This window comes from Cupriavidus mimosae (genome assembly GCF_023952485.1).
Classification (GTDB): domain Bacteria; phylum Pseudomonadota; class Gammaproteobacteria; order Burkholderiales; family Burkholderiaceae; genus Cupriavidus; species Cupriavidus taiwanensis_C.
The window spans coordinates 282,334-300,583 of record NZ_JALHRY010000009.1; the positions used below are offsets into that span (position 1 = coordinate 282,334).

Consider the following 18,250-nt stretch of genomic DNA (forward strand, 5'->3'; position numbering starts at 1 on the left):
GAAGGTTCCCTGCACGGCCGGCGGCAGTTCAGCGCCGGCCGGATTTTTTTCGGGCGTTCCCAGGGTTCAGGTTACGCGGAAACCCACTTTCAACGTGACCTGGTAGTGCGCGATCTTGCCGTTCTGGATATGCCCGCGCGTTTCCACCACTTCGAACCAGTCGATGTTCTTGATGGTCTCGCCGGCCTTGGCGATGGCGCTCTGGATGGCCTGGTCGCAGCCGTCGGGCGAAGAGCCGACGATCTCGACCAGCTTGTAGGTGTGGTTCGTCATTGCTTCTCCTTGGCGGCCGCGGCCGCATGGGTTGCATCCATCATAGGCGCCGGCCGCGGATAGTCCCAAGCCCGCGGCGCGACGCCGTAGGCGCCACAGATCCTGTTACACAATCCCGCTTTGCCAGTGGCGTATGCGGCTGCTACGCTGCGTCCCGCCCCGGACAGGTGCGGCGCGCGGCGCGCGCACGCTGTCCTTCACCAACGCCTGGATCCGCCGTGACTTATCGCTTCATTCGCCGGGCCGTACTGGGCCTGGGCCTGGCCGCCGCCTTGTCGGCCTTCACTTCGTTCAGTCCCTTCGCGCTGCTGGCGCATGCCCGTTCGGCCTCGACCTTCGACCAGGTGTCCGAGACCATCGCCGACAGCATCAGCGAGACCTTCAACGAGGCCATCGCCAATCACTTCCCCTCGCGCACCGGCAAGCCCGCGCAACCGGCCCAGCCCCCCGATGCCAGGCCGCTGCCCAGCAAGCCCTTTGCCGATGGCAGCGGCTACACGCTGTGCTTCGTGCCGGATGGCGCGAGCTGCCAGGCGCTGCTGATCAATGCCATCCGCAGCACGCGCCAGCGCCTGCTGATCCAGGCTTATTCGTTCACCAGCGCGCCGATTGCCGAGGCCGTGGCGCAGGCGCACCGGCGCGGCGTCGACGTGCGCGTGATCCTGGACAAGAGCCAGCAGAGCGAGCGCTATACCAGCGCCACCTTCCTCAAGCACGCCGGCGTGCCGGTGGTGATCGACAACAAGCCCGCGATCGCCCATAACAAGGTGATGGTGTTCGACGACCAGGCGGTCTTCACCGGCTCCTTCAACTTCACCAAGTCGGCGCAGGAGCGCAATGCCGAGAACGGCATGCTGATCCGCGGCGACGCGGCGGTGGTCAAGGCCTATACCGACAACTGGCACAAGCGCTACCGGCAGTCGCGCGCGTACTGAAGGCAGCTCGACGGCCGCCTGCACGATGCGACGCGTGGTGGCACACTGGCGGGCTGACATTGCGGCAACCCCTGCCAAGCCCTTTCCGGAGAACCCTTCGCCATGACAGCCATTCCCGACAGCCAATGGATCCGCGTCGACACCGCCGCGGGCAGCTTCGATGCCTATCTGAGCCTGCCGCCGGCGGGCGTGCAGCCTGGTGCGCCGGGCATCGTGCTGCTGCAGGAAATCTTTGGCGTAAACGAGCATATCCGCGCGGTGGCCGACCAGTACGCCGCCGACGGCTATGCCGTGCTCGCGCCGGACGTGTTCTGGCGCCAGGCCCCGCGCGTGCAACTGGGCTACGAGGGCGACGACATGGCGCGCGCCATGGCCTTGCGCAAGGGCGTGGACGTGGCGGCCGCGCTCGACGACATCGCGGCCACGGTGCAGGTGCTGCGTCAGCATACCGGTGCCGGCAAGGTGGCCGCGGTGGGCTATTGCTTCGGCGGGCTGCTGTCGTACCTGAGCGCGGCACGCGGTCTGGTGGATGCGGCCGTGCCCTTCTACGGCGGCGGCATCCAGAACCAGCTTCAGGAAGCCGCGAACATCCGCGTGCCGGTGCAGTTCCACTACGGCGCGCTGGACGCGCATATTCCGTCCGACGCCGTGCAGGCCGTGCGCGACGCGATGGCCGGCAAACCCGCCACCGAGATCCACGTCTACCCGCAGGCGGACCACGGCTTCAACTGCTGGGCGCGCGGCTCCTACCACCAGCCCAGCGCCGCCCTGGCGCACGGGCGCGCGCTGGTGTTCCTGTCGGCATCCCTGTAGTCCGCCCCTCCCGCCCCTGCCCCCCAGGGCCGCCGGCTTGCCATGGCAAGCCGGCACGCCTTATCCTCGGCGCTTGGCTTCAAGACTTGCTGGACCCCAACCATAACGATGGAGACCACCATGCAGTCAGAGCAGCAGCGCGCCCTGCGCAACACCATCCCCGACGCCATGGCCCGCGCGGTGCGGCGCAGTCCGGACAAGACCGCGATCCGTTTCGGCGAGCGGTCCTGGACCTACCGCCAGCTCGATGACGCCACCGCGCGCATCGCCGGCGCGCTGGCGCAGTGGGGCCTGCGTCCCGGCGACCGGGTTGCCGCCTTTGGCAAGAACTCCGACGCCTATGTGCTGCTGTGGCTGGCCTGCCTGCGCAGCGGCCTGATCCATGTGCCGGTGAATTTCTCCATGACGCGCGCCGAAGCCGAGTACCTCGTCACGCAGTCGGGCGCCAGCGCGATCTTTGCGGACCCGGCGCTGGCCGACCGCGTCGACGGGCTGCCCTGCAAGGTCCGCGGCACCCTGCATGGCGGCGATGGTCGCACCGATATTCTCGCCGCTGCCGCCGACGGCCCCGCCGTGCCGGTGTCCGAAGCCCTTGCCGACACCACGCCCGCGCAGATCCTGTACACCTCTGGCACCACCTCCGCGCCCAAGGGTGCGGTGCTGACGCATCGCGCACTGCTGGCCGAGTACGTCAGCACCATTGCCGCCTGCGATATCCGCGCGTCGGACTATTCCCTGGCCGCGCTGCCGCTGTACCACTCGGCGCAGATGCATGTGTTCCTGATGCCGCTGCTGCTGTGCGGCGGCACCACGCTGATCGCCGATAGCCCGGAAGCCGGCTATTGCCTGCGCACCATCCACGCCGAGCGCATCACCAGCTTCTTTGCGCCGCCAACGGTATGGATCGCGCTGCTGCGCCATGCGGAGTTCGATCCGGCCCGGCTGGGCGCGCTGACCAAGGCCTACTACGGCGCCTCGATCATGCCGGTGCCGGTGCTGCTGGAGCTGCAGCAGAAACTGCCGGCGCTGCGCTTCTACAACTGCTACGGGCAAAGCGAGATCGGGCCGCTGGCCACGGTGCTGGGCCCCGACGAGCACGCCGCGCGTCCGGCCTCGGCGGGGCGGCCGGTATTGAACGTCGAGACCCGCATCGTCGATGAAACCTTGCAGGATGTGGCGGCGGGCGAGCTGGGCGAGATCGTGCATCGCTCGCCGCAGTTGCTGACGCACTACTGGGACAAGCCGGATCAGACCGCCCAGGCCTTCGCCGGCGGCTGGTTCCATTCCGGCGACCTCGGCTACATGGATGCCGAGGGCTACCTGTATGTGGTGGACCGGATCAAGGACGTGATCAACTCGGGCGGCGTGCTGGTGTCGAGCCGCGAAGTGGAAGAGTGCCTGTACACCCATGGCGCGGTGGCCGAAGCGGCGGTCTTCGCGCTGCCGCATCCGAAGTGGGTCGAGGCAGTGACGGCGTGCGTGGTGCGCAAGCGCGGCCACGAGGCCGCCACCGAGGACGAACTGATCGCGCATGCGCGCCAGGCACTGGCACCCTTCAAGGTGCCCAAGCGCATCGTGTTCGTCGCGGACCTGCCGCGCAATACCGCCGGCAAACTGCTCAAGCGCCAGCTGCGCGAGGATTACGCGCAGCTGTTCGGCGCGGACTGACGCGCTCAGTACGGCACGGCCACGCCGTTCTCGATCCTGACGCGGTCGCCGATGCGCATCTGGTAGGCGTTGGCCTGGGTCAGCGTCAGGTAGGCGTTGTCGCTGGTGCGCACCCGCACGCGGTAGGCCGGGGCACTGGTGCCGGTGCGCTTCTCGACCTCGTTGCCGGCCACCGCGCCCGCCACGGCGCCGCCGATCGTCGCCACGGTATTGCCGCGGCCGCCGCCCACCTGGTGGCCCAGCAGCCCGCCGACGATGCCGCCCACCACGGCGCCCGCGCCGCTGGTCGACGGTGGCTGGCCCGGCACCACCTCGATGCCCTCGACCCAGCCGTAGCGCACGCCGTAGGCCTGGTTGCCGTAGCCGTTGCCATAGCTGCCGTCCTGATACGACGGCTGCGGATACGGCTGCTGCGGATACGAAGACTGCGGGTAGTCCTGCTGCGGATAGCCTTGTTGCGGATAGCCTTGTTGCGGGTAACCCTGCTGCGGGTAACCGCTGATGGTGGTGCCGCTGCCGTAGCCCGTGCTGCCATAGCCGGTGTTGCCATAGCCCCCGCCATACCCCGCGCCATAGCCGTTGTCGTAGCCATACGGCGTGGCGCACCCGGCCAGCGCACCGGCGCCAAGCACCGCAAGCACAACCGAACGAAAGGGGATGGACATGTCAGGACTCCTGCGCGCTGCGCGTGTTGGGGAATGCGCGCGAGTCTAGGGCCGCCGGCGGCGGGCGGGTGTCACCGGAGCTTGTGATTGGTAACCGCCTGTAACGGCCGCTGGTACCGGCGTGGCAGCGCTCAGCCGCGCTCCGCGCCGTCGTCGTTGAACTGCGTGATGCGGGCCACGCGGAACGCGCCGCGCAGCGATTCCAGTTCGGTCCGGTGCAGCATGGCGAGCCGGTTCAGGTAGCGTTCTCCCTTGGCCGTCAGGTGCACCTGCACCACGCGGCGGTCTTCGGGGTTGAGGCGCCGCTTGACCAGCCCGGCGGCCTCGCAGCGATTGACCAGCGCCACCACGCCGTGCTGCTTGGCCTGCAGGCGCTCGGCCAGTTCGCCGATCGAGGCCCAGTCCTTGTCGGCGCAGCCGCGGATATGCAGCAGCAGCAGGTACTGCTGCACCGTCAGCCCTTCCTCGCGCGCCGCGTCTTCGGAAAAACGCAGGAAGCGGCGCAACTGGTAGCGGAAGTCGGACAGTGCCTCGAAGTCGGCCTTGCTGAGCGGGGCGGGTTGCGGCGACGAGGCAGACTTGCTGGGCATGGGCGGCAAAAAACGCGAAAAGAGAATGAAGACGCGGCAATCCGCGCACGCCCGCGGCGGGCGCTCGCAATTATAGGGGCCGCGCGGCACGCCGGCAGCCGATCCCGGTTTGCGCCGTGCGCGCTCCCGGCTATGGCAGAATCTGTGCGGTTGCAGACACCTTCACCCGTCACCGGAAAACGCACCGATGTTCTCGGAAATCGCTCTCTTCCTGCTGGATACCGTCTTTACCCTGTTCGGCATGGCGCTACTGCTGCGCGTCTGGATGCAGCTGACGCGGCTGCCCACGCGCAACCCGGTGTCGCAGGGCGTGTTCCAGATCACTGACTGGCTGGTGCGACCGCTGCGCCGGATCATCCCGGGCGTGGGCGGCATCGACTGGGCCACGATCCTGGCCGCGTGGCTGACCGCGGTGGTGTTTCTGGCTCTGGTCGCGCTGATCAGCGGCATCGACCTGCCCGGCTTCGTGCCCGCCATGCTGCTGACCGCCGTGCTCTATGTGCTGAAGTGGTCCATCAGCCTGGTGATGTGGGTCACGCTGCTGATGGCGATCCTGTCGTGGGTCAACCCCCATTCGCCCATCACCCCGGCCATCGACCACCTGACCGCGCCGGTGCTGCGCCCGATCCAGCGCGTAGTGCCGCGCCTGGGCGGCTTCGATATCTCGCCGCTGGTGCTGTTCGTGATTGCGCAGATCCTGCTGATGGTCCTCGCCCGGCTGGGCGCTGGCATCATCGGGCTGCACTGACGGAATCGGGGGCGCAGGACCGGCCAACGCTCTTCACCGACTGCGCCCTCAGCCCGCCGTGCGCACCTCTCCCGGTGCCAGCCCGTCCGCGGCGGCATCCGGCCCGGGCTCCCGTGCCGTCTCGGCATCCCCTTCCGGCGGCAGCTCCGACACCATCATCGATTCGATCGCTTCCATGAAGGCGCGCACCTTGCGCGGCTGCAGGCGCCGGTCCGGCAGCAGCGCGAACACGCGCAGCGGCGGCAGCGGATAGTCAGGCAGCACCCGCACCAGCCGCCCTTGTGCAACCTCCGCCTCGCAATAGATCACCGACAGCCGCGCGATGCCCAGTCCCGCCAGCGCGCCCTGCAGCCGCAGCTCGGCGTTGTGCGTCTGCATGCGCGGGCGGATCGGCACCGATACGGTCTGGTCGTCGCGGGTGAATTCCCACACCGTGTCGCCGGGCGTGGTCAGCGTCGGCATATTGGCCAGATCCTCCGGGCGCAGCTGCGCCGGCAGGCTGGCTGCCAGCGCCGGCGCGGCGAACAGGCCGCGTTCGACGTGGTAGATGCGGCGCGCCACCGTGCCGGAGTCGGGCAGGTCGGCGTCGACGATGACAAAAGCTACGTCGAAGCCGTCGCGGATCGGGTCGACCAGGCCCTGGGTGATTTCCACCGCCACATCCAGCGCGGGGTGTGCCGCCAGCGTGCGGCAGATCACGCCGCCGAGCTGCTGCGCGCCGAATTCATAGGGGGTGGCGATGCGCAGCACGCCCTGCACGCGCTCCTCGCGCGCCAGCGTTTCCTGGCGGATCTCGCGCAGCCGCGCGAACAGCGGCGCGACGTCGCGATAGACCGCCTTGCCGGCATCGGTGAGGCGCATGCGGCGTGTGGTGCGCTCCAGCAGCTTGGCGCCGATGGCGGTTTCCAGCCGCGCGACCGCGGCCGACACGCGCGACTTGGGACAGTCGAGCTGCTCCGCCGCGGCCGTGAACGTGCCCTGCTCGACCACGCAGCAGAACGCCTCCCAGTCATTCCATTGGATTGTTTCGTTCACCGGACAATGTTTCCCTGACAACCTGTAGTTCTCGACCGTGGGCCTACATTATGCTTGAGCGATGCAACAAACGCCTGTCCAGGCCGGATCGGACGCGCCAGCCCCCGCCATTCCAGCCATCCCCGCCCCCGCCGCGCTCGCGGCCACTAGCTCCCAGCGCCCGCGCATGCAGATCGCCAGTCACCCCGAGATGGGCCACTGGCGTCTTTCATTGTTCGGTTTGACGCTGGGTCTGGTGACCGGCATCGACTTCTCTTCCACGCTGATGATGGGCGTGGCCAGCCAGCATATCCAGGGCGGCGTCGGCGCCGCGCCGGAAGACTACCTGTACGCGATCTCGGCCTACGCCGCTACCGCGGTGCTGATGAACATGGTGCTGGACCAGCTCGCGCGCCGCATCACGTACAAGCGCTTCACCATGGTGTCGCTGCTGGTGTTCATCGCCGGCTCGCTGATCTGCGCGGAGTTTGCCAGCCCGGCCGGGCTGATCAGCGGCAAGGCGGTGCAGGGCCTGGGCGCGGGCGGCCTGTTCGCGGCCTCGCGCATCCTGGTCCAGCTGGTGTCGACGCCGGCCGAGCGCGCCCCGCTGATGCTGCGCTTCGGTGGCGGCGCGTTCTCGATGCTGGCGATCACGCCCTGGCTGACCAGCATTTTCCTGGACGATATCGGCTGGCGCGCGGTGTTCCTGTTCCAGGCCGGCATTGCGCTGCCGGTGCTGCTGTCGGTGGCGCTGACCTACCCCACGCGCGCGCCGCGCGATCCGCACCCGCCGGTGTCGACGCTGGACTGGCCCGCCGCCATCGCCGCGGCGCTGGGCGCGCTGGTCTTTCTGCATACGCTGCAGGAGATGCGCTACACGCGCTTCTTCAGTTCGCTGGAGATGCCGCTGGCCGCGCTGTGCGGCGTGGCGCTGTTTGCCTTCAGCGGCTGGCGGCTGTATCGGCACCCGGATCCGTGGATCGACTTTTCGCGCCTGGCCGGGCGCCAGTACCTGTACGGGCTGGGCTTCTACACGCTGTACTACCTGCTGTCGTCGGCCTGGTCGTTCCTGCTGCCGACGCTGACGCAGACCGGACTCGGGCTGACCTTCCGCACCACCTGCATGCTGCTGTCGACCAGCGGCACGGTCTCCGCCATCGGCGCTGTCGTGATCACGCTGGGCATGGCGCTGGTGTTCCGCAAGCGGCGCGTGATCGCGATCGGCTTTGTCGCCTACGCCTGCGCGGCGATGCTGCTGTCGACCCAGCTGATGCCGGGCGCGCCGGACTACGCGCTGGTGCCGGTGGTGCTGCTCGAAGGGCTGACGCCGGTGCTGCTGATGGTGCAGGTGGCGTCGATGACCTACCTGGAAGTGCCGGTCGAGGATTTCTCGCACGCCTACCAGTTCAAGAACGTGTGCAAGCAGATCGCCTCGGCAATGGGAACCGGCCTGGCGAGCGTGTTCATGCAGGACGGCCTGGCGCAGCACCGCACCCACCTGGTCGAGCACATCACCCGCTTCAACCCGGCGCTGCAGATGCCCGATGCGCTGTCCGCGGCGGGACTGGCCAAGCTGTCGCAGGAAGTCGACCGGCAGGCCACGCTGCTCGCCGGCATGGACCTGCTGCACGGCTTTGCCGCGCTGTGCGTGGCGGGGGCGGTGTTCGTGCTGGTGCAGCGCAGCTTCCGCTGACGCCAGGGTCCTGGCCGGACCGGGCCTGTGCGGGCCCGGCACTGGCGCAATTTCGGCATTTCCTCTACCCTTTCGGCCTTTCCGTGCCAATCCGGCGAACCGCGCCGGGCTACGCAGATGGCCAGTCCCACCGATTCCCGCCAGACCCCGCCGCCAGCATCGCCGACCGCCGACAGCGCCGCCACGCCCGAAAAGCCGAGCGACAGCTATGTGCAGTCTTTTGCGCGCGGGTTGTCGGTGATCCGCGCCTTCAACGCGCAGCACCCGGCCCAGACCCTGACCGAAATCGCCCAGGCCAGCGGCCTCACGCGCGCGGGCGCGCGCCGCATCCTGCTGACGCTGGTGGGGCTGGGCTATGTGCAGGCCGACGGGCGCCTGTTCCGCCTCACGCCCAAGATCCTGGACCTGGGCTTCGCCTACCTGACCTCGATGCCGTTCTGGAACCTGGCCGAGCCGATCATGGAGACGCTGTCGCAGCAGGTGCATGAAAGCTGCTCGATCTCGGTGCTGGATGGCACCGAGATCGTCTACGTACTGCGAGTGCCGGCGCGCAAGATCATGACCATCAACCTGTCGATCGGCAGCCGCCTGCCGGCGTATTGCTCGTCGATGGGACGGGTGTTGCTGGCCGGGCTGAGCGAGCCCGAGCTCGACAGCGTGCTGCGCGCCACCGAGCTGCGCGCGCGCACCGGGCGCACCGTGACCGACGTGGACGCGCTCAAGGCCATCGTCGCCGATATCCGCCAGCGCGGCTGGGCCCTGAACGACCAGGAGCTGGAGGAAGGTCTGGTATCGCTGGCCGCGCCGATCCGCAATCGCGCCGGCCACACCATCGCCGCCATCAACATCAGCGGCCAGGCCAACCGCACCAGCGCGCAGGAGATGCTGGAGCGCTTCCTGCCGCCGCTGCTAGAAGCTTCCGAGAAGATTTCCGGGCTGGTCGGGCTGCGCACCTGAGCGCAGCCGCGCCGGATCAGACCACGGCGGGCAGTTCCACGCTGCCGAACTCGGCCGAGCGCGTGCCGTCCAGCGGCCGGTTGCTGGCGCCGAAATACGCGAACGCCACCGACAGCTTGACCGCGTTGGACGCATTGCGGCCGGCCGCGTGGAACAGACGGCTGTCGAAGCACAGCACATCCCCGCGGTGCAGCGCCAGCGGCTGCGCGGCATCCAGCAGCGGCTGGCTGGCCGGGTGGGCTTCGATCAGGAATTCGGCCGGGTCCAGCTGGCCCGGCTCAAGCTTCGCCTGGTGCGAACCAGGGATGACGCGCAGCACGCCATTGCGCTCGTCCTCGTCGCCCAGCGCCAGCCACACCGTCACCAGTTCCGGGCGCGCAAACGACCAGTAGCGGGTATCGCGGTGCCAGCCGGTCTGGCTGCCGTAGTGCGGATGCTTGGTCATCACGCAGTTGTGATGCGCCAGCGTGATGCGGGCGGGCTCGCCCAGCAAGGCCTGCACCACGGCGACCAGCTTGGGATCGCTGGCCCAGCGGCGGAATACCGCATCGCGCCCGTAGGCCTGGCGCAGGCGCCTGACCGTGCCGCCGCCGGCGGCGTCGCGCGCGGCCGGGGCGCCCGGATATCCGAGGTCGGCCTCGAACTCCACCGGCGGCACCGCCGCGGCAAGATGCTGGCGCGTCACCGCCTCCAGCGCCGCGCACGCCGGCTCGTCGGCAAAGCCGCGCAGGATCACGAAACCGTTGGCATGGAAGGCCTGCACCAGGCGCGGCAGCGCGCCGGCGTCGGCGGACAGGGTGGAAGCGGGCAGGTCGGCGCAGGGATCCAGCGAGGTCATTGCAGCAGGCGCGGCGCACGGCCGCGCGAAGAGGCGGAAACAGGAACAGGGGCCGCGGTGGCCCGACAGGCTCATGATGCCAGAACCGGCGCCATCTGGCGCAGGCGCCGCATCCGCAGCCTGCGCACCGCGCCGGGTCGACGGCCGCCTGCGTACGGCAACAGACGGTCGCGCTTGCGGTGCGCGCCGCTACAATGCGCTGGTCTTTGCCCGATAATTCCTGCATCCACCGCGATTTTTTCAGGCTCCGCGCCGAGGTCCCACGTGACTGCACGCCCCCGCATCGTCGCTTCGCTGGCCGAGGCCCAGGCCCAACTGGGCCGCATTGTCCTTGGCAAGCCACAACAGGTGCGGCTGGCGCTGGCCTGCATGCTGGCACGCGGCCATCTGCTGCTGGAAGACGTGCCGGGTGTGGGCAAGACCACGCTGGCGCACGCGCTGGCGCGCACGCTGGGGCTGCACTACCAGCGTGTGCAGTTCACCAGCGACCTGTTGCCGGCCGACCTGATCGGGGTTTCGGTCTTTGTCCGCGACGCCGGCGAATTTCGCTTTCACCGCGGCCCCGTGTTCGCGCAGGTGGTGCTGGCCGACGAGATCAACCGCGCGCCGCCCAAGACCCAGAGCGCGCTGCTCGAGGCGATGGCCGAGGGGCAAGTGACCCATGACGGCGCCACGCATGCGTTGCCGACGCCGTTTTTCGTCATCGCCACGCAGAACCCGCTGGAGCAGATTGGCACCCATGCGCTGCCCGAATCCCAGCTGGACCGCTTCACCATGCGGCTGTCGCTGGGCTACCCCGACCCCGCCTTCGAGCGCGTGCTGTACCTGGGTGGCGCCGGCGCGGCGGAGCTGCCGCCGGTGATGGATGGCAGCCAGGTGCTGGCGCTGCAGGAAGCGGCCGCGCAGGTGTACGCCAGCCCGGCGCTGGTCGACTACGTGCTGGCGCTGGTGCAGGCCACGCGCAGCCACGGCGGCTTTGCCGCGGGACTGTCGCCGCGCGCCGGGCTGGCGCTGCTGGCATGCGCGCGCGCCTGGGCGCTGCTGGCACAACGCGACCTGGTGCTGCCGGAAGACGTGCAGGCGGTGTTCATGGCGGTGGCCACGCACCGCCTGTTGCCGGCTGGCGCCGGCGGCCACGCCGCCGTCCACGGCCAGCTGGCCGCGCTGCTGGCCGGCGTGGCAATTCCCTGAGCGCCATGGCGGCGCGCAAGGGCGTGCTCGGCGGCACGCCACGCCTCGCCCGGCGCCGCGCCGCAAACCGGCGCCCTGGTGGCGGTGCGGGCGGCGCTGGCGGCGTGGTGCTGCTGGACCGCCGCCATCTCTATATCCTGCCCACGCGCGGCGGGGTCGGCTTTGCGGTGGTGCTGGCCGCGATGCTGATGACCTCGCTGAACTACAACATCAGCCTGGGTTTTGCGCTGACTTTCATGCTCGCCGGTATCGGCATGTCATGCATGTGGCTGGCCTACCGCAACCTGCTTGACCTCGCCGTGGCCGCGGGGCCGGTGGCGGCAGTGCATGCCGGGCACGACGCCGTTTTCCATCTGCGCGTCGATAGCGGCGGCGGCGACGCGCGCATCGGCATCGAGGCGCGCGTGCCGGCTATGCCGGAAGTCGCCGCCGCGACGCTGACGCTGGATGCCAATGCCAGCGGCATGCTGGCGCTGCACGTGCCGGCGCCACGCCGCGGCCGCCTGGTGCTGCCGCGGGTCACGATTGCCAGCCGCTTTCCGTTCGGCCTGTTCCATGTCTGGAGCCATGCGGACCTGGAATTGTCGACGCTGGTCTACCCCGCGCCGGAAGCCGACGCCCCACCACCGCCGCCCGCGCACCGCCCCGACCATGGCGACGACGCGCACGCTGCCCCCAGCACAGCGCATAGCGACGACGGCATCGACCAGTTGCGCCGCTACCGCAGCGGCGACCCGCTGCACCGCATCGCCTGGAAGCACAGCGCGCGCACCGGCCGCTGGCTCAGCCGCGCCGGCGATCCGCCGCGGCAACCGGCGCGCTGGCTGGACTGGCACGCGCTGCCCGCCGGCATGGAGGCCGAGGCCCGGCTGTCGCGCCTGTGCGCGTGGCTGCTAGCCGCCGGCGACGAGGCCGAGATCGGCCTGCGCCTGCCCGGTATTGAACTGCCGCCGGGGCGCGGCGCCAGCCACCGGCGCGCCTGTCTCGAGGCGCTGGCGTTGTGGCCGCAGCGTCCTGGCACAGCGCGCGCCGCGCAACCCGCATGAAACCCGCGCCCCGGCCGCTGCGACATGAAGACCACGGCCTGCTGCTCGGCCAGCTGGCGCTGGTGCTGGCGCCGCAGGCGCGCACGCTGCCGGTGGCGGTCAGCCTGCTGCTGGTGCTGTTGCTGGCGTGGCGCTGGCTGCTGTGGCGGCGGCGCGCGCCGCTGCCGTCGCGCTGGATGCTCGGCACCACCGCGATGCTGGTGCTGCTGGTGGCATGCGCGCTGGTGTGGCAGGACGGCGGCGGCATCGGGCGCGAGCTGGCAGTGGCGTTGCTGGGCGCCTTTGTCATCCTCAAGCTGCTGGAATGCCGCGCGCTGTCGGACGCGACCCTGGTCACGCAACTGTCGTTCTACCTGCTGCTGACGCTGTACCTGTCCGACCAGCCGTTCTGGCTGGCGCTGTACAGCCTGGCCATCGGCGCCTGGGTATTGCGCAACTGGCTGTTGCTGCATCACCCCGAGGCGCGCAGCCGGCTGGCGATCTGGCCGCTGCTGGGCCGCATGGCGCTGCTGGGCCTGCCGTGGGCGCTGGCGCTGTTCGTGCTGTTCCCGCGCCTGGAGCACCCGCTGTGGCAGTTGCCCCAGTCGGCGCCGAGCGGCACCACCGGCATCAGCGACACCATGCGCCCGGGCAGCGTGGGGCAATTGATCCGTTCGCCGGAGATCGCCCTGCGTGCCGAGATTGCCGGCCCGCCGTTGCCCGCGTCCGCGCTGTACTGGCGCGCGCTGGTGCTGTGGGAATACGACGGCACCACCTGGCACCCGTCGCGGCTGCGGCGACAGCAACTGGCCCCGGCCGCCCGCGACAGTGGCACGGCGGGCATCGACATCAGCATCACGCTGGAGCCCAGCCGGCAACGCTGGCTGTTCGTACTCGACCGCGGCCAGGCGCTGTCCGCCGGCGCGGATGCCGCGATCACGCCCGACGGCGAGTTCATGGCACGCCGGGCGGTGGACCAGCGCATCCGCTATCGCACGCATTCCACGCTGTCGCCCCCGGCGCAAGCGCTGCCGCCGGCCACGCTGCGGCTGGCGCTGAGCCTGCCCGCCGGCAATCCGCGCGCCCGCGCGCTGGGCGCGCAATGGGCACAGCGCCATGCCGATCCCGCGGCGCGCGTGCAGGCCGCGCTGCGGCTGTTCGCGGCGGCGCCTTTCGCCTATACGCTCGCCCCGCCACCGCTCGGCGCCGAACAGATCGACAGCTTTGTGTTCGACACCCGGCGCGGCTTCTGCGAGCACTACGCCAGCAGCTTCGTGTTCCTGATGCGCGCCGCCGGCGTGCCGGCGCGCGTGGTCACGGGCTACCAGGGCGGCGAGTACAACCCCATGGCCAACCACTACGTGGTGCGCCAGTCGGATGCGCATGCCTGGGCCGAAGTCTGGCTCGACGGCCGCGGCTGGGTACGCGTGGACCCGACCAGCGCGGTCGCGCCCAGCCGCATCGAGCAGGGGCTGGATGCGGTGGTCGGCAACGAAGCCGCTGACTGGCGTCCGTCGCGCCAGCCGGCATGGCTCAAGGATTTGCGCTGGGCCTATGAGGGCATGGTCTACACCTGGCAGCGCTGGGTGCTGCAGTACGACCATGCGCGGCAACAGCAACTGCTGCAGGCGCTCGGCACCAGCGCCGGTGCCGGACCGTTGCTGGCGGCCGTGCTCGGCATGCTGTGCCTGCTGGCGCTGGTGCCGCTGTGGCGGCGGCGCGCGCCCGCGGATCCGGTCGGCGCGGCCTATGCGCGCTTCTGCGCCGTGCTCGCCCGCCATGGCTGCACGCGCGCGCCGGCCGAAGGCCCGCAGGACTTTGCGGCGCGGGCCAGCACGCAATTGCCACGCGCCGGCGAGGCGATCTCAGCCGTCAGCGCCGCCTATGTCAGCCTGCGCTACGGCAACCTGCCGGCCGCAACGCAGGCGCAGGTTCTGGCGTCGATGCGGGCCGGCATCCGCGCAATCTCGGCGGCATTGCGTCGATAACAGGCAGGCGGACCCAAGGCGCGCCGGTCACGCTGCAGGTCACACTGATCGCTTGCGAGGAAATCTGTCGACTGATTGCCGGACTGGCTGGAACTATGCCGGCTGTAGGCTACGCTCGGGGACTGCAGAAACAACTGGGAAGATCAGGGAGAAGCGAAGGCACCGCGCGCGAAGGGTGGGCGCGGACGAGTCGCAGTGCCGGCGAACGCGGCACCGGCGAAGATCCTGCTCAGAACAGCGACAGCTGGCGCATGCCGAAACCGATGGTCTCTTCCACGCGCGCACGGGCGTGGGCCAGCGAGCCTTCCGCGCCGGAGTAATTGCCGGCGGCCCAGTGGTAGACCACCGGAAGCTCGCCGCGCTCGGACAGGCGCACTTCGCCAAGCTTGTCGCCGCGCTCGTTGCGGTAGAAATGCGAACGGTAGCCGCGCTCCCAGTGCGGGGCCACCTCTTTCTTGCGCCGCCGGGGCTTCGGCGCGGAGCCGGTGGCTGACGTCGTGGACGTCAGTCGCCGCGCTCTATCGGTACCCGGCATCGGGGCACGGGTGAAATCCAACTGCATAGACTTCCTCTTTGTCGATTCAGCAGAACCAGGGCCGGCGGGGGCTGCCGCCGCATGCTTCGTGCATCGCAGTCGAGATGATACCTGCTGGCGCGCTTTCTGTAAGCAGTTCGTTGCGCTGAATCCCGCCTCCCGTAAGGCTTAGCGGGCCGTATACCTGCACGTATACCCACTCGTAAACGCGTCGGTATACGTGCGGGTATACGGCCCGCGAGGACGTCAAAGCCTTGCTGGTTAACGGCTTGCGGGCACGCAGCGGTGCCCACAGGGATCAACCCAGATCGAGCGGAATGAAGATGCGCGCATCGTCGCGCTGCACCAGCAGCGCCACCTGCTTGCCCGACTTGCCCACCAGCGTCCGCAGCTGATCGACCGATGCGATCGGCGTACCGTTGAGCGACAGGATCACGTCGCCGGGCTGGATGCCCACGCGCGCGGCGGGACCGGTCACGTCCTCGACCACCAGTCCGCCTTCGATACCGCTTCCGCGCTTTTCCGCCGGCGACAGCGGTCGCACTGCCAGCCCGAGCCGTCCGTTGGCCTCCTTGCCGCCCGCTTTTTGCGCCACCGCCTGGTCCCGCGCGGTGCCGACCGTCACCGACAACGTCATCGGCTGGCCCTTGCGGATGATCTTCAGCGAGCTCTGCGTGCCCGGCTTGATATCGGCCACGTGCTCCGGCAGGTCGCCGGAATGATCGATCACGTCGTTGTCCAGCTGCACGATGACGTCGCCCGGCTTCAGGCCCGCGCGCGCGGCCGGGCTGTCAGGCTCGACCGAGTTGACCAGCGCCCCGGTCGGCTTGGGCAGGCCGAAGGACTGCGCCAACGCCTGGTTGACTTCCTGCACGCTGATGCCGAGGCGCCCGCGCGTGACCTTGCCGTGCGCCACCAGTTGCTGCTGCACCTTGGTGGCCACGTCGATCGGGATCGCGAACGACAGGCCCTGGTAGCCGCCGGTCTGGCTGTAGATTTGCGAGTTGATGCCGACCACCTCGCCGCGCTGGTTGAACAGCGGACCGCCCGAGTTGCCGGGATTGACCGCCACGTCGGTCTGGATGAACGGCACATAGGTGTCGTCGGGCAACGAGCGCGATTTCGCGCTGACAATGCCCGCGGTCACGGTGTTCTCGAAGCCGTAAGGCGAGCCGATCGCCAGCACCGGCTCGCCCACGCGCACCTGCGACGGATCGCCCAGGCGCACGGTCGGCAGGTCCCTGGCATCGATGCGGATCACTGCCACGTCGGTCTGCGGATCGGTCCCAAGCACCTTGGCCTTGAACTCGCGGCGGTCGGTCAGCTTGACGGTCACTTCCTGCGCGCCGTCGACGACGTGCGCATTGGTGAGGATCAGCCCGTCGGGGCTGACGATAAAGCCCGAGCCCTGCCCGCGCACCAGTTGCTGCGGGCCGCCCTGTGGCCCCTGGAACTGCGGTCCGAAGCGCTTGAAGAACTGGAACAGCGGATCGTCCGGATCGATGCCGGGCGGCATCTGCACCGCCGTGCGCTGGGCGCGCGCGGTCACGCTGATATTGACCACCGCCGGTCCGTACTGGGTGACGATGCCGGAGAAGTCCATCGGCCTGGCGACGGCAGCCGCCGGCTGGGCGGCTGCCACCACCGGGGTGGGAGCCGCGTACCCAGGGGTGATGACTTCTCGCTGCAGATAAGCATAGCCGCCGCCGAGCGCGGCCAGGGCCGCGATACCAATGGCGGTGCGAGCAATGGTCTGGCGCATCATAGGTGATCCTTTCCTTTTAGCATCTGGCGTCGGCACGATGCGACGCAACACCGTCATGCTAGCGACCAAGACTTAAAACAGACTTAAGGCCAAGCCCGTCATCCGGGTTGCTCCCTCACATCCGATCCATGGCCCGAAAATTTATCTTGCGCACAATCTAATTGTGTTTAATATATCGGTATGGAACGCGAGAACGAACTCATCACTGACTGGCTTTTGCTGGATCACCAACTATGCTTTGCGCTGTATTCGAGCTCGCTGGCGATGACCAAGTTGTACAAGCCACTGCTAAGTGAGCTTGGGCTTACTTATCCGCAGTATCTGGCGATGCTGGTCTTGTGGGAGACGGAAACGCTGTCGGTCTCGGAACTTGGCAATCGCTTGGCACTCGACTCGGGCACGCTGACGCCGCTGCTGAAGCGGCTCGCCGCGACAGGCCTGGTCACCCGCACGCGGGACGCGGCTGACGAACGCAGGGTCCTGGTCAGCCTGACCGACACCGGCCGCGCACTGCGCCAGCGCGCCGAGAGAATTCCTGAACAGATGTTATGTGCCACGCAATGCCCGGTCGAAGAGATCCAGGCGCTGACGCGGCGCTTGCATGCACTGCGGTCGACGCTCGAACAAGCGCGGACCGATTCCAGCTTGCCGGACTGACGGCAGGCATTAATGATGGCGCCCATGCGGGCAACCAAACCGGAGCCTTAGATGAAACTCGAGAAAGTCGTATATACCGCCCATGCCACCGCCACCGGCGGCCGCGATGGCCGTGCCACCACGTCCGACGGGCAGCTCGACGCCAAGCTGGCGGTGCCGAAGGAAATGGGTGGTGCCGGCAATGGCCTGAATCCGGAGCAGCTGTTTGCCGCCGGCTATTCGGCCTGCTTCCTGGGTGCGATGCGCTATGTCGCCAGCCAGCAGAAGATCAACGTGCCCGCCGATGCATCGATCCAGGGCGCGGTCGGCATCGGCCCGATCCCGCAGGGCTTCGGCATCCAGGTGGAACTGAAGATCTCCCTGCCGGGCTTCGAGCGCGAAGCGGCCGAGAAGCTGGTCGAGCAGGCGCACCAGGTGTGCCCGTACTCGAACGCAACGCGCGGTAATATCGACGTCACGCTGACCGTGGTCTGAAGCAAGCCACGAAGAAAAGGCCCGCATCGCGCTTGCGATGCGGGCCTTTTTTGCTTGATCTCACGCTGTCCGCTGGTCCGGGTCGAGGGTCGGCAGCTGCGCACAAAATGACCGCTTCTGCGCGGAACTCATGCGTTTGATTTCGATTTCCGCCTTCAACGCCTCAGATTTAGTGGCGAAGCGCAACTGGCCCAGCACGCGGATGGGCTTGCGCGAGCGCGTATATTTGGCGCCTTTTCCGGACTGGTGTTCGGCGAAGCGGCGCGCCACGTCCGTGGTAATGCCGGTGTAAATCGAATCGCCGGTGCATTCGAGCAGATAGAGATACCAGGCGCAGTCAGCAGACATGATAGAAATGGAGGACTGCGTTAATGGTATTACGGCTTCGCCACGACGGCGAGCGTGGCATTTTCGCCGCGCC

19 protein-coding genes are annotated in these 18,250 nt (G+C 68.7%); 11 read left to right on the plus strand and 8 right to left on the minus strand.

The window, feature by feature from the left end; all coding sequences use genetic code 11:
* Positions 1-66 precede the first annotated feature (66 nt).
* Complete coding sequence (locus tag MKD50_RS18685) at positions 67-273, minus strand: dodecin (RefSeq protein WP_018004776.1); 207 nt, start codon at positions 271-273, stop codon at positions 67-69.
* 218 nt (positions 274-491) lie between these two features.
* On the opposite strand from MKD50_RS18685, the gene MKD50_RS18690 reads away from it, so the two are divergent.
* From MKD50_RS18690 to MKD50_RS18700, 3 genes are all read left to right on the plus strand, one after another.
* The gene (locus tag MKD50_RS18690; RefSeq protein WP_240071430.1) at positions 492-1,208 is read left to right on the plus strand and encodes a phospholipase D family nuclease; all 717 of its coding nucleotides are present in this window, start codon (positions 492-494) and stop codon (positions 1,206-1,208) included.
* A gap of 102 nt (positions 1,209-1,310) precedes the next feature.
* Complete coding sequence (locus MKD50_RS18695; RefSeq protein ID WP_115699449.1) at positions 1,311-2,021, plus strand: dienelactone hydrolase family protein; 711 nt, start codon at positions 1,311-1,313, stop codon at positions 2,019-2,021.
* Between the two features lie 120 nt (positions 2,022-2,141).
* On the plus strand, positions 2,142-3,689 hold the full coding sequence (locus MKD50_RS18700) for an acyl-CoA synthetase (protein ID WP_252668149.1): 1,548 nt from the start codon (positions 2,142-2,144) through the stop codon (positions 3,687-3,689).
* A 5-nt stretch (positions 3,690-3,694) separates the two neighbouring features.
* Here the strand turns inward: MKD50_RS18700 and MKD50_RS18705 are convergent, their stop codons facing one another.
* Entirely contained in the window at positions 3,695-4,354 is a 660-nt protein-coding gene (locus MKD50_RS18705) for a glycine zipper 2TM domain-containing protein (protein WP_115699447.1), read from the minus strand.
* Between the two features lie 131 nt (positions 4,355-4,485).
* The gene (locus tag MKD50_RS18710; RefSeq protein WP_111521475.1) at positions 4,486-4,944 is read right to left on the minus strand and encodes a MarR family winged helix-turn-helix transcriptional regulator; all 459 of its coding nucleotides are present in this window, start codon (positions 4,942-4,944) and stop codon (positions 4,486-4,488) included.
* A 187-nt stretch (positions 4,945-5,131) separates the two neighbouring features.
* Here MKD50_RS18710 and MKD50_RS18715 point away from each other — a divergent pair, with 187 nt between their 5' ends.
* Complete coding sequence (locus tag MKD50_RS18715; RefSeq protein WP_018004782.1) at positions 5,132-5,692, plus strand: YggT family protein; 561 nt, start codon at positions 5,132-5,134, stop codon at positions 5,690-5,692.
* Positions 5,693-5,740: 48 nt separating this feature from the next.
* Here MKD50_RS18715 and MKD50_RS18720 read toward each other — a convergent pair whose 3' ends face one another.
* Entirely contained in the window at positions 5,741-6,727 is a 987-nt protein-coding gene (locus tag MKD50_RS18720) for a LysR family transcriptional regulator (protein WP_115699445.1), read from the minus strand.
* A gap of 61 nt (positions 6,728-6,788) precedes the next feature.
* Here MKD50_RS18720 and MKD50_RS18725 point away from each other — a divergent pair, with 61 nt between their 5' ends.
* Positions 6,789-8,399, plus strand: coding sequence for an MFS transporter (locus MKD50_RS18725; protein WP_252668151.1), 1,611 nt, complete (start codon positions 6,789-6,791; stop codon positions 8,397-8,399).
* A gap of 117 nt (positions 8,400-8,516) precedes the next feature.
* The gene (locus tag MKD50_RS18730; protein WP_112777222.1) at positions 8,517-9,356 is read left to right on the plus strand and encodes an IclR family transcriptional regulator; all 840 of its coding nucleotides are present in this window, start codon (positions 8,517-8,519) and stop codon (positions 9,354-9,356) included.
* A 16-nt stretch (positions 9,357-9,372) separates the two neighbouring features.
* On the opposite strand, the gene MKD50_RS18735 is transcribed toward MKD50_RS18730, so the two are convergent.
* Positions 9,373-10,194, minus strand: coding sequence for a phytanoyl-CoA dioxygenase family protein (locus MKD50_RS18735; RefSeq protein ID WP_115699443.1), 822 nt, complete (start codon positions 10,192-10,194; stop codon positions 9,373-9,375).
* Positions 10,195-10,458: 264 nt separating this feature from the next.
* Between MKD50_RS18735 and MKD50_RS18740 the strand changes: the two genes are divergently transcribed.
* From MKD50_RS18740 to MKD50_RS18750, 3 genes are read left to right on the plus strand one after another with little or no spacing between them, the layout of a single operon-like run.
* Complete coding sequence (locus tag MKD50_RS18740; protein ID WP_115699442.1) at positions 10,459-11,385, plus strand: AAA family ATPase; 927 nt, start codon at positions 10,459-10,461, stop codon at positions 11,383-11,385.
* A gap of 5 nt (positions 11,386-11,390) precedes the next feature.
* Positions 11,391-12,431, plus strand: coding sequence for a DUF58 domain-containing protein (locus tag MKD50_RS18745; RefSeq protein ID WP_240071425.1), 1,041 nt, complete (start codon positions 11,391-11,393; stop codon positions 12,429-12,431).
* Entirely contained in the window at positions 12,428-14,398 is a 1,971-nt protein-coding gene (locus MKD50_RS18750) for a transglutaminase TgpA family protein (RefSeq protein WP_252668153.1), read from the plus strand. Before MKD50_RS18745 ends, MKD50_RS18750 begins: the two co-directional genes overlap by 4 nt.
* Before the next feature lie 229 nt (positions 14,399-14,627).
* On the opposite strand, the gene MKD50_RS18755 is transcribed toward MKD50_RS18750, so the two are convergent.
* Positions 14,628-14,960, minus strand: a complete 333-nt coding sequence (locus MKD50_RS18755; protein ID WP_018004792.1) for a hypothetical protein — start codon at positions 14,958-14,960, stop codon at positions 14,628-14,630.
* A 271-nt stretch (positions 14,961-15,231) separates the two neighbouring features.
* A complete protein-coding gene (locus MKD50_RS18760; protein WP_115699440.1) occupies positions 15,232-16,698 on the minus strand; it encodes a DegQ family serine endoprotease in 1,467 nt (488 codons plus the stop codon).
* A gap of 180 nt (positions 16,699-16,878) precedes the next feature.
* Here MKD50_RS18760 and MKD50_RS18765 point away from each other — a divergent pair, with 180 nt between their 5' ends.
* Positions 16,879-17,355, plus strand: a complete 477-nt coding sequence (locus MKD50_RS18765) for a MarR family winged helix-turn-helix transcriptional regulator (RefSeq protein WP_115699439.1) — start codon at positions 16,879-16,881, stop codon at positions 17,353-17,355.
* Positions 17,356-17,406: 51 nt separating this feature from the next.
* Positions 17,407-17,829 carry an organic hydroperoxide resistance protein gene (locus MKD50_RS18770; protein WP_018004795.1) on the plus strand — a complete coding sequence of 141 codons (423 nt, stop codon included), beginning with the start codon at positions 17,407-17,409 and terminating at the stop codon, positions 17,827-17,829.
* Positions 17,830-17,889: 60 nt separating this feature from the next.
* Here MKD50_RS18770 and MKD50_RS18775 read toward each other — a convergent pair whose 3' ends face one another.
* Positions 17,890-18,177, minus strand: a complete 288-nt coding sequence (locus MKD50_RS18775; RefSeq protein ID WP_115699438.1) for a GIY-YIG nuclease family protein — start codon at positions 18,175-18,177, stop codon at positions 17,890-17,892.
* Between the last annotated feature and the right edge of the window lie 73 nt (positions 18,178-18,250).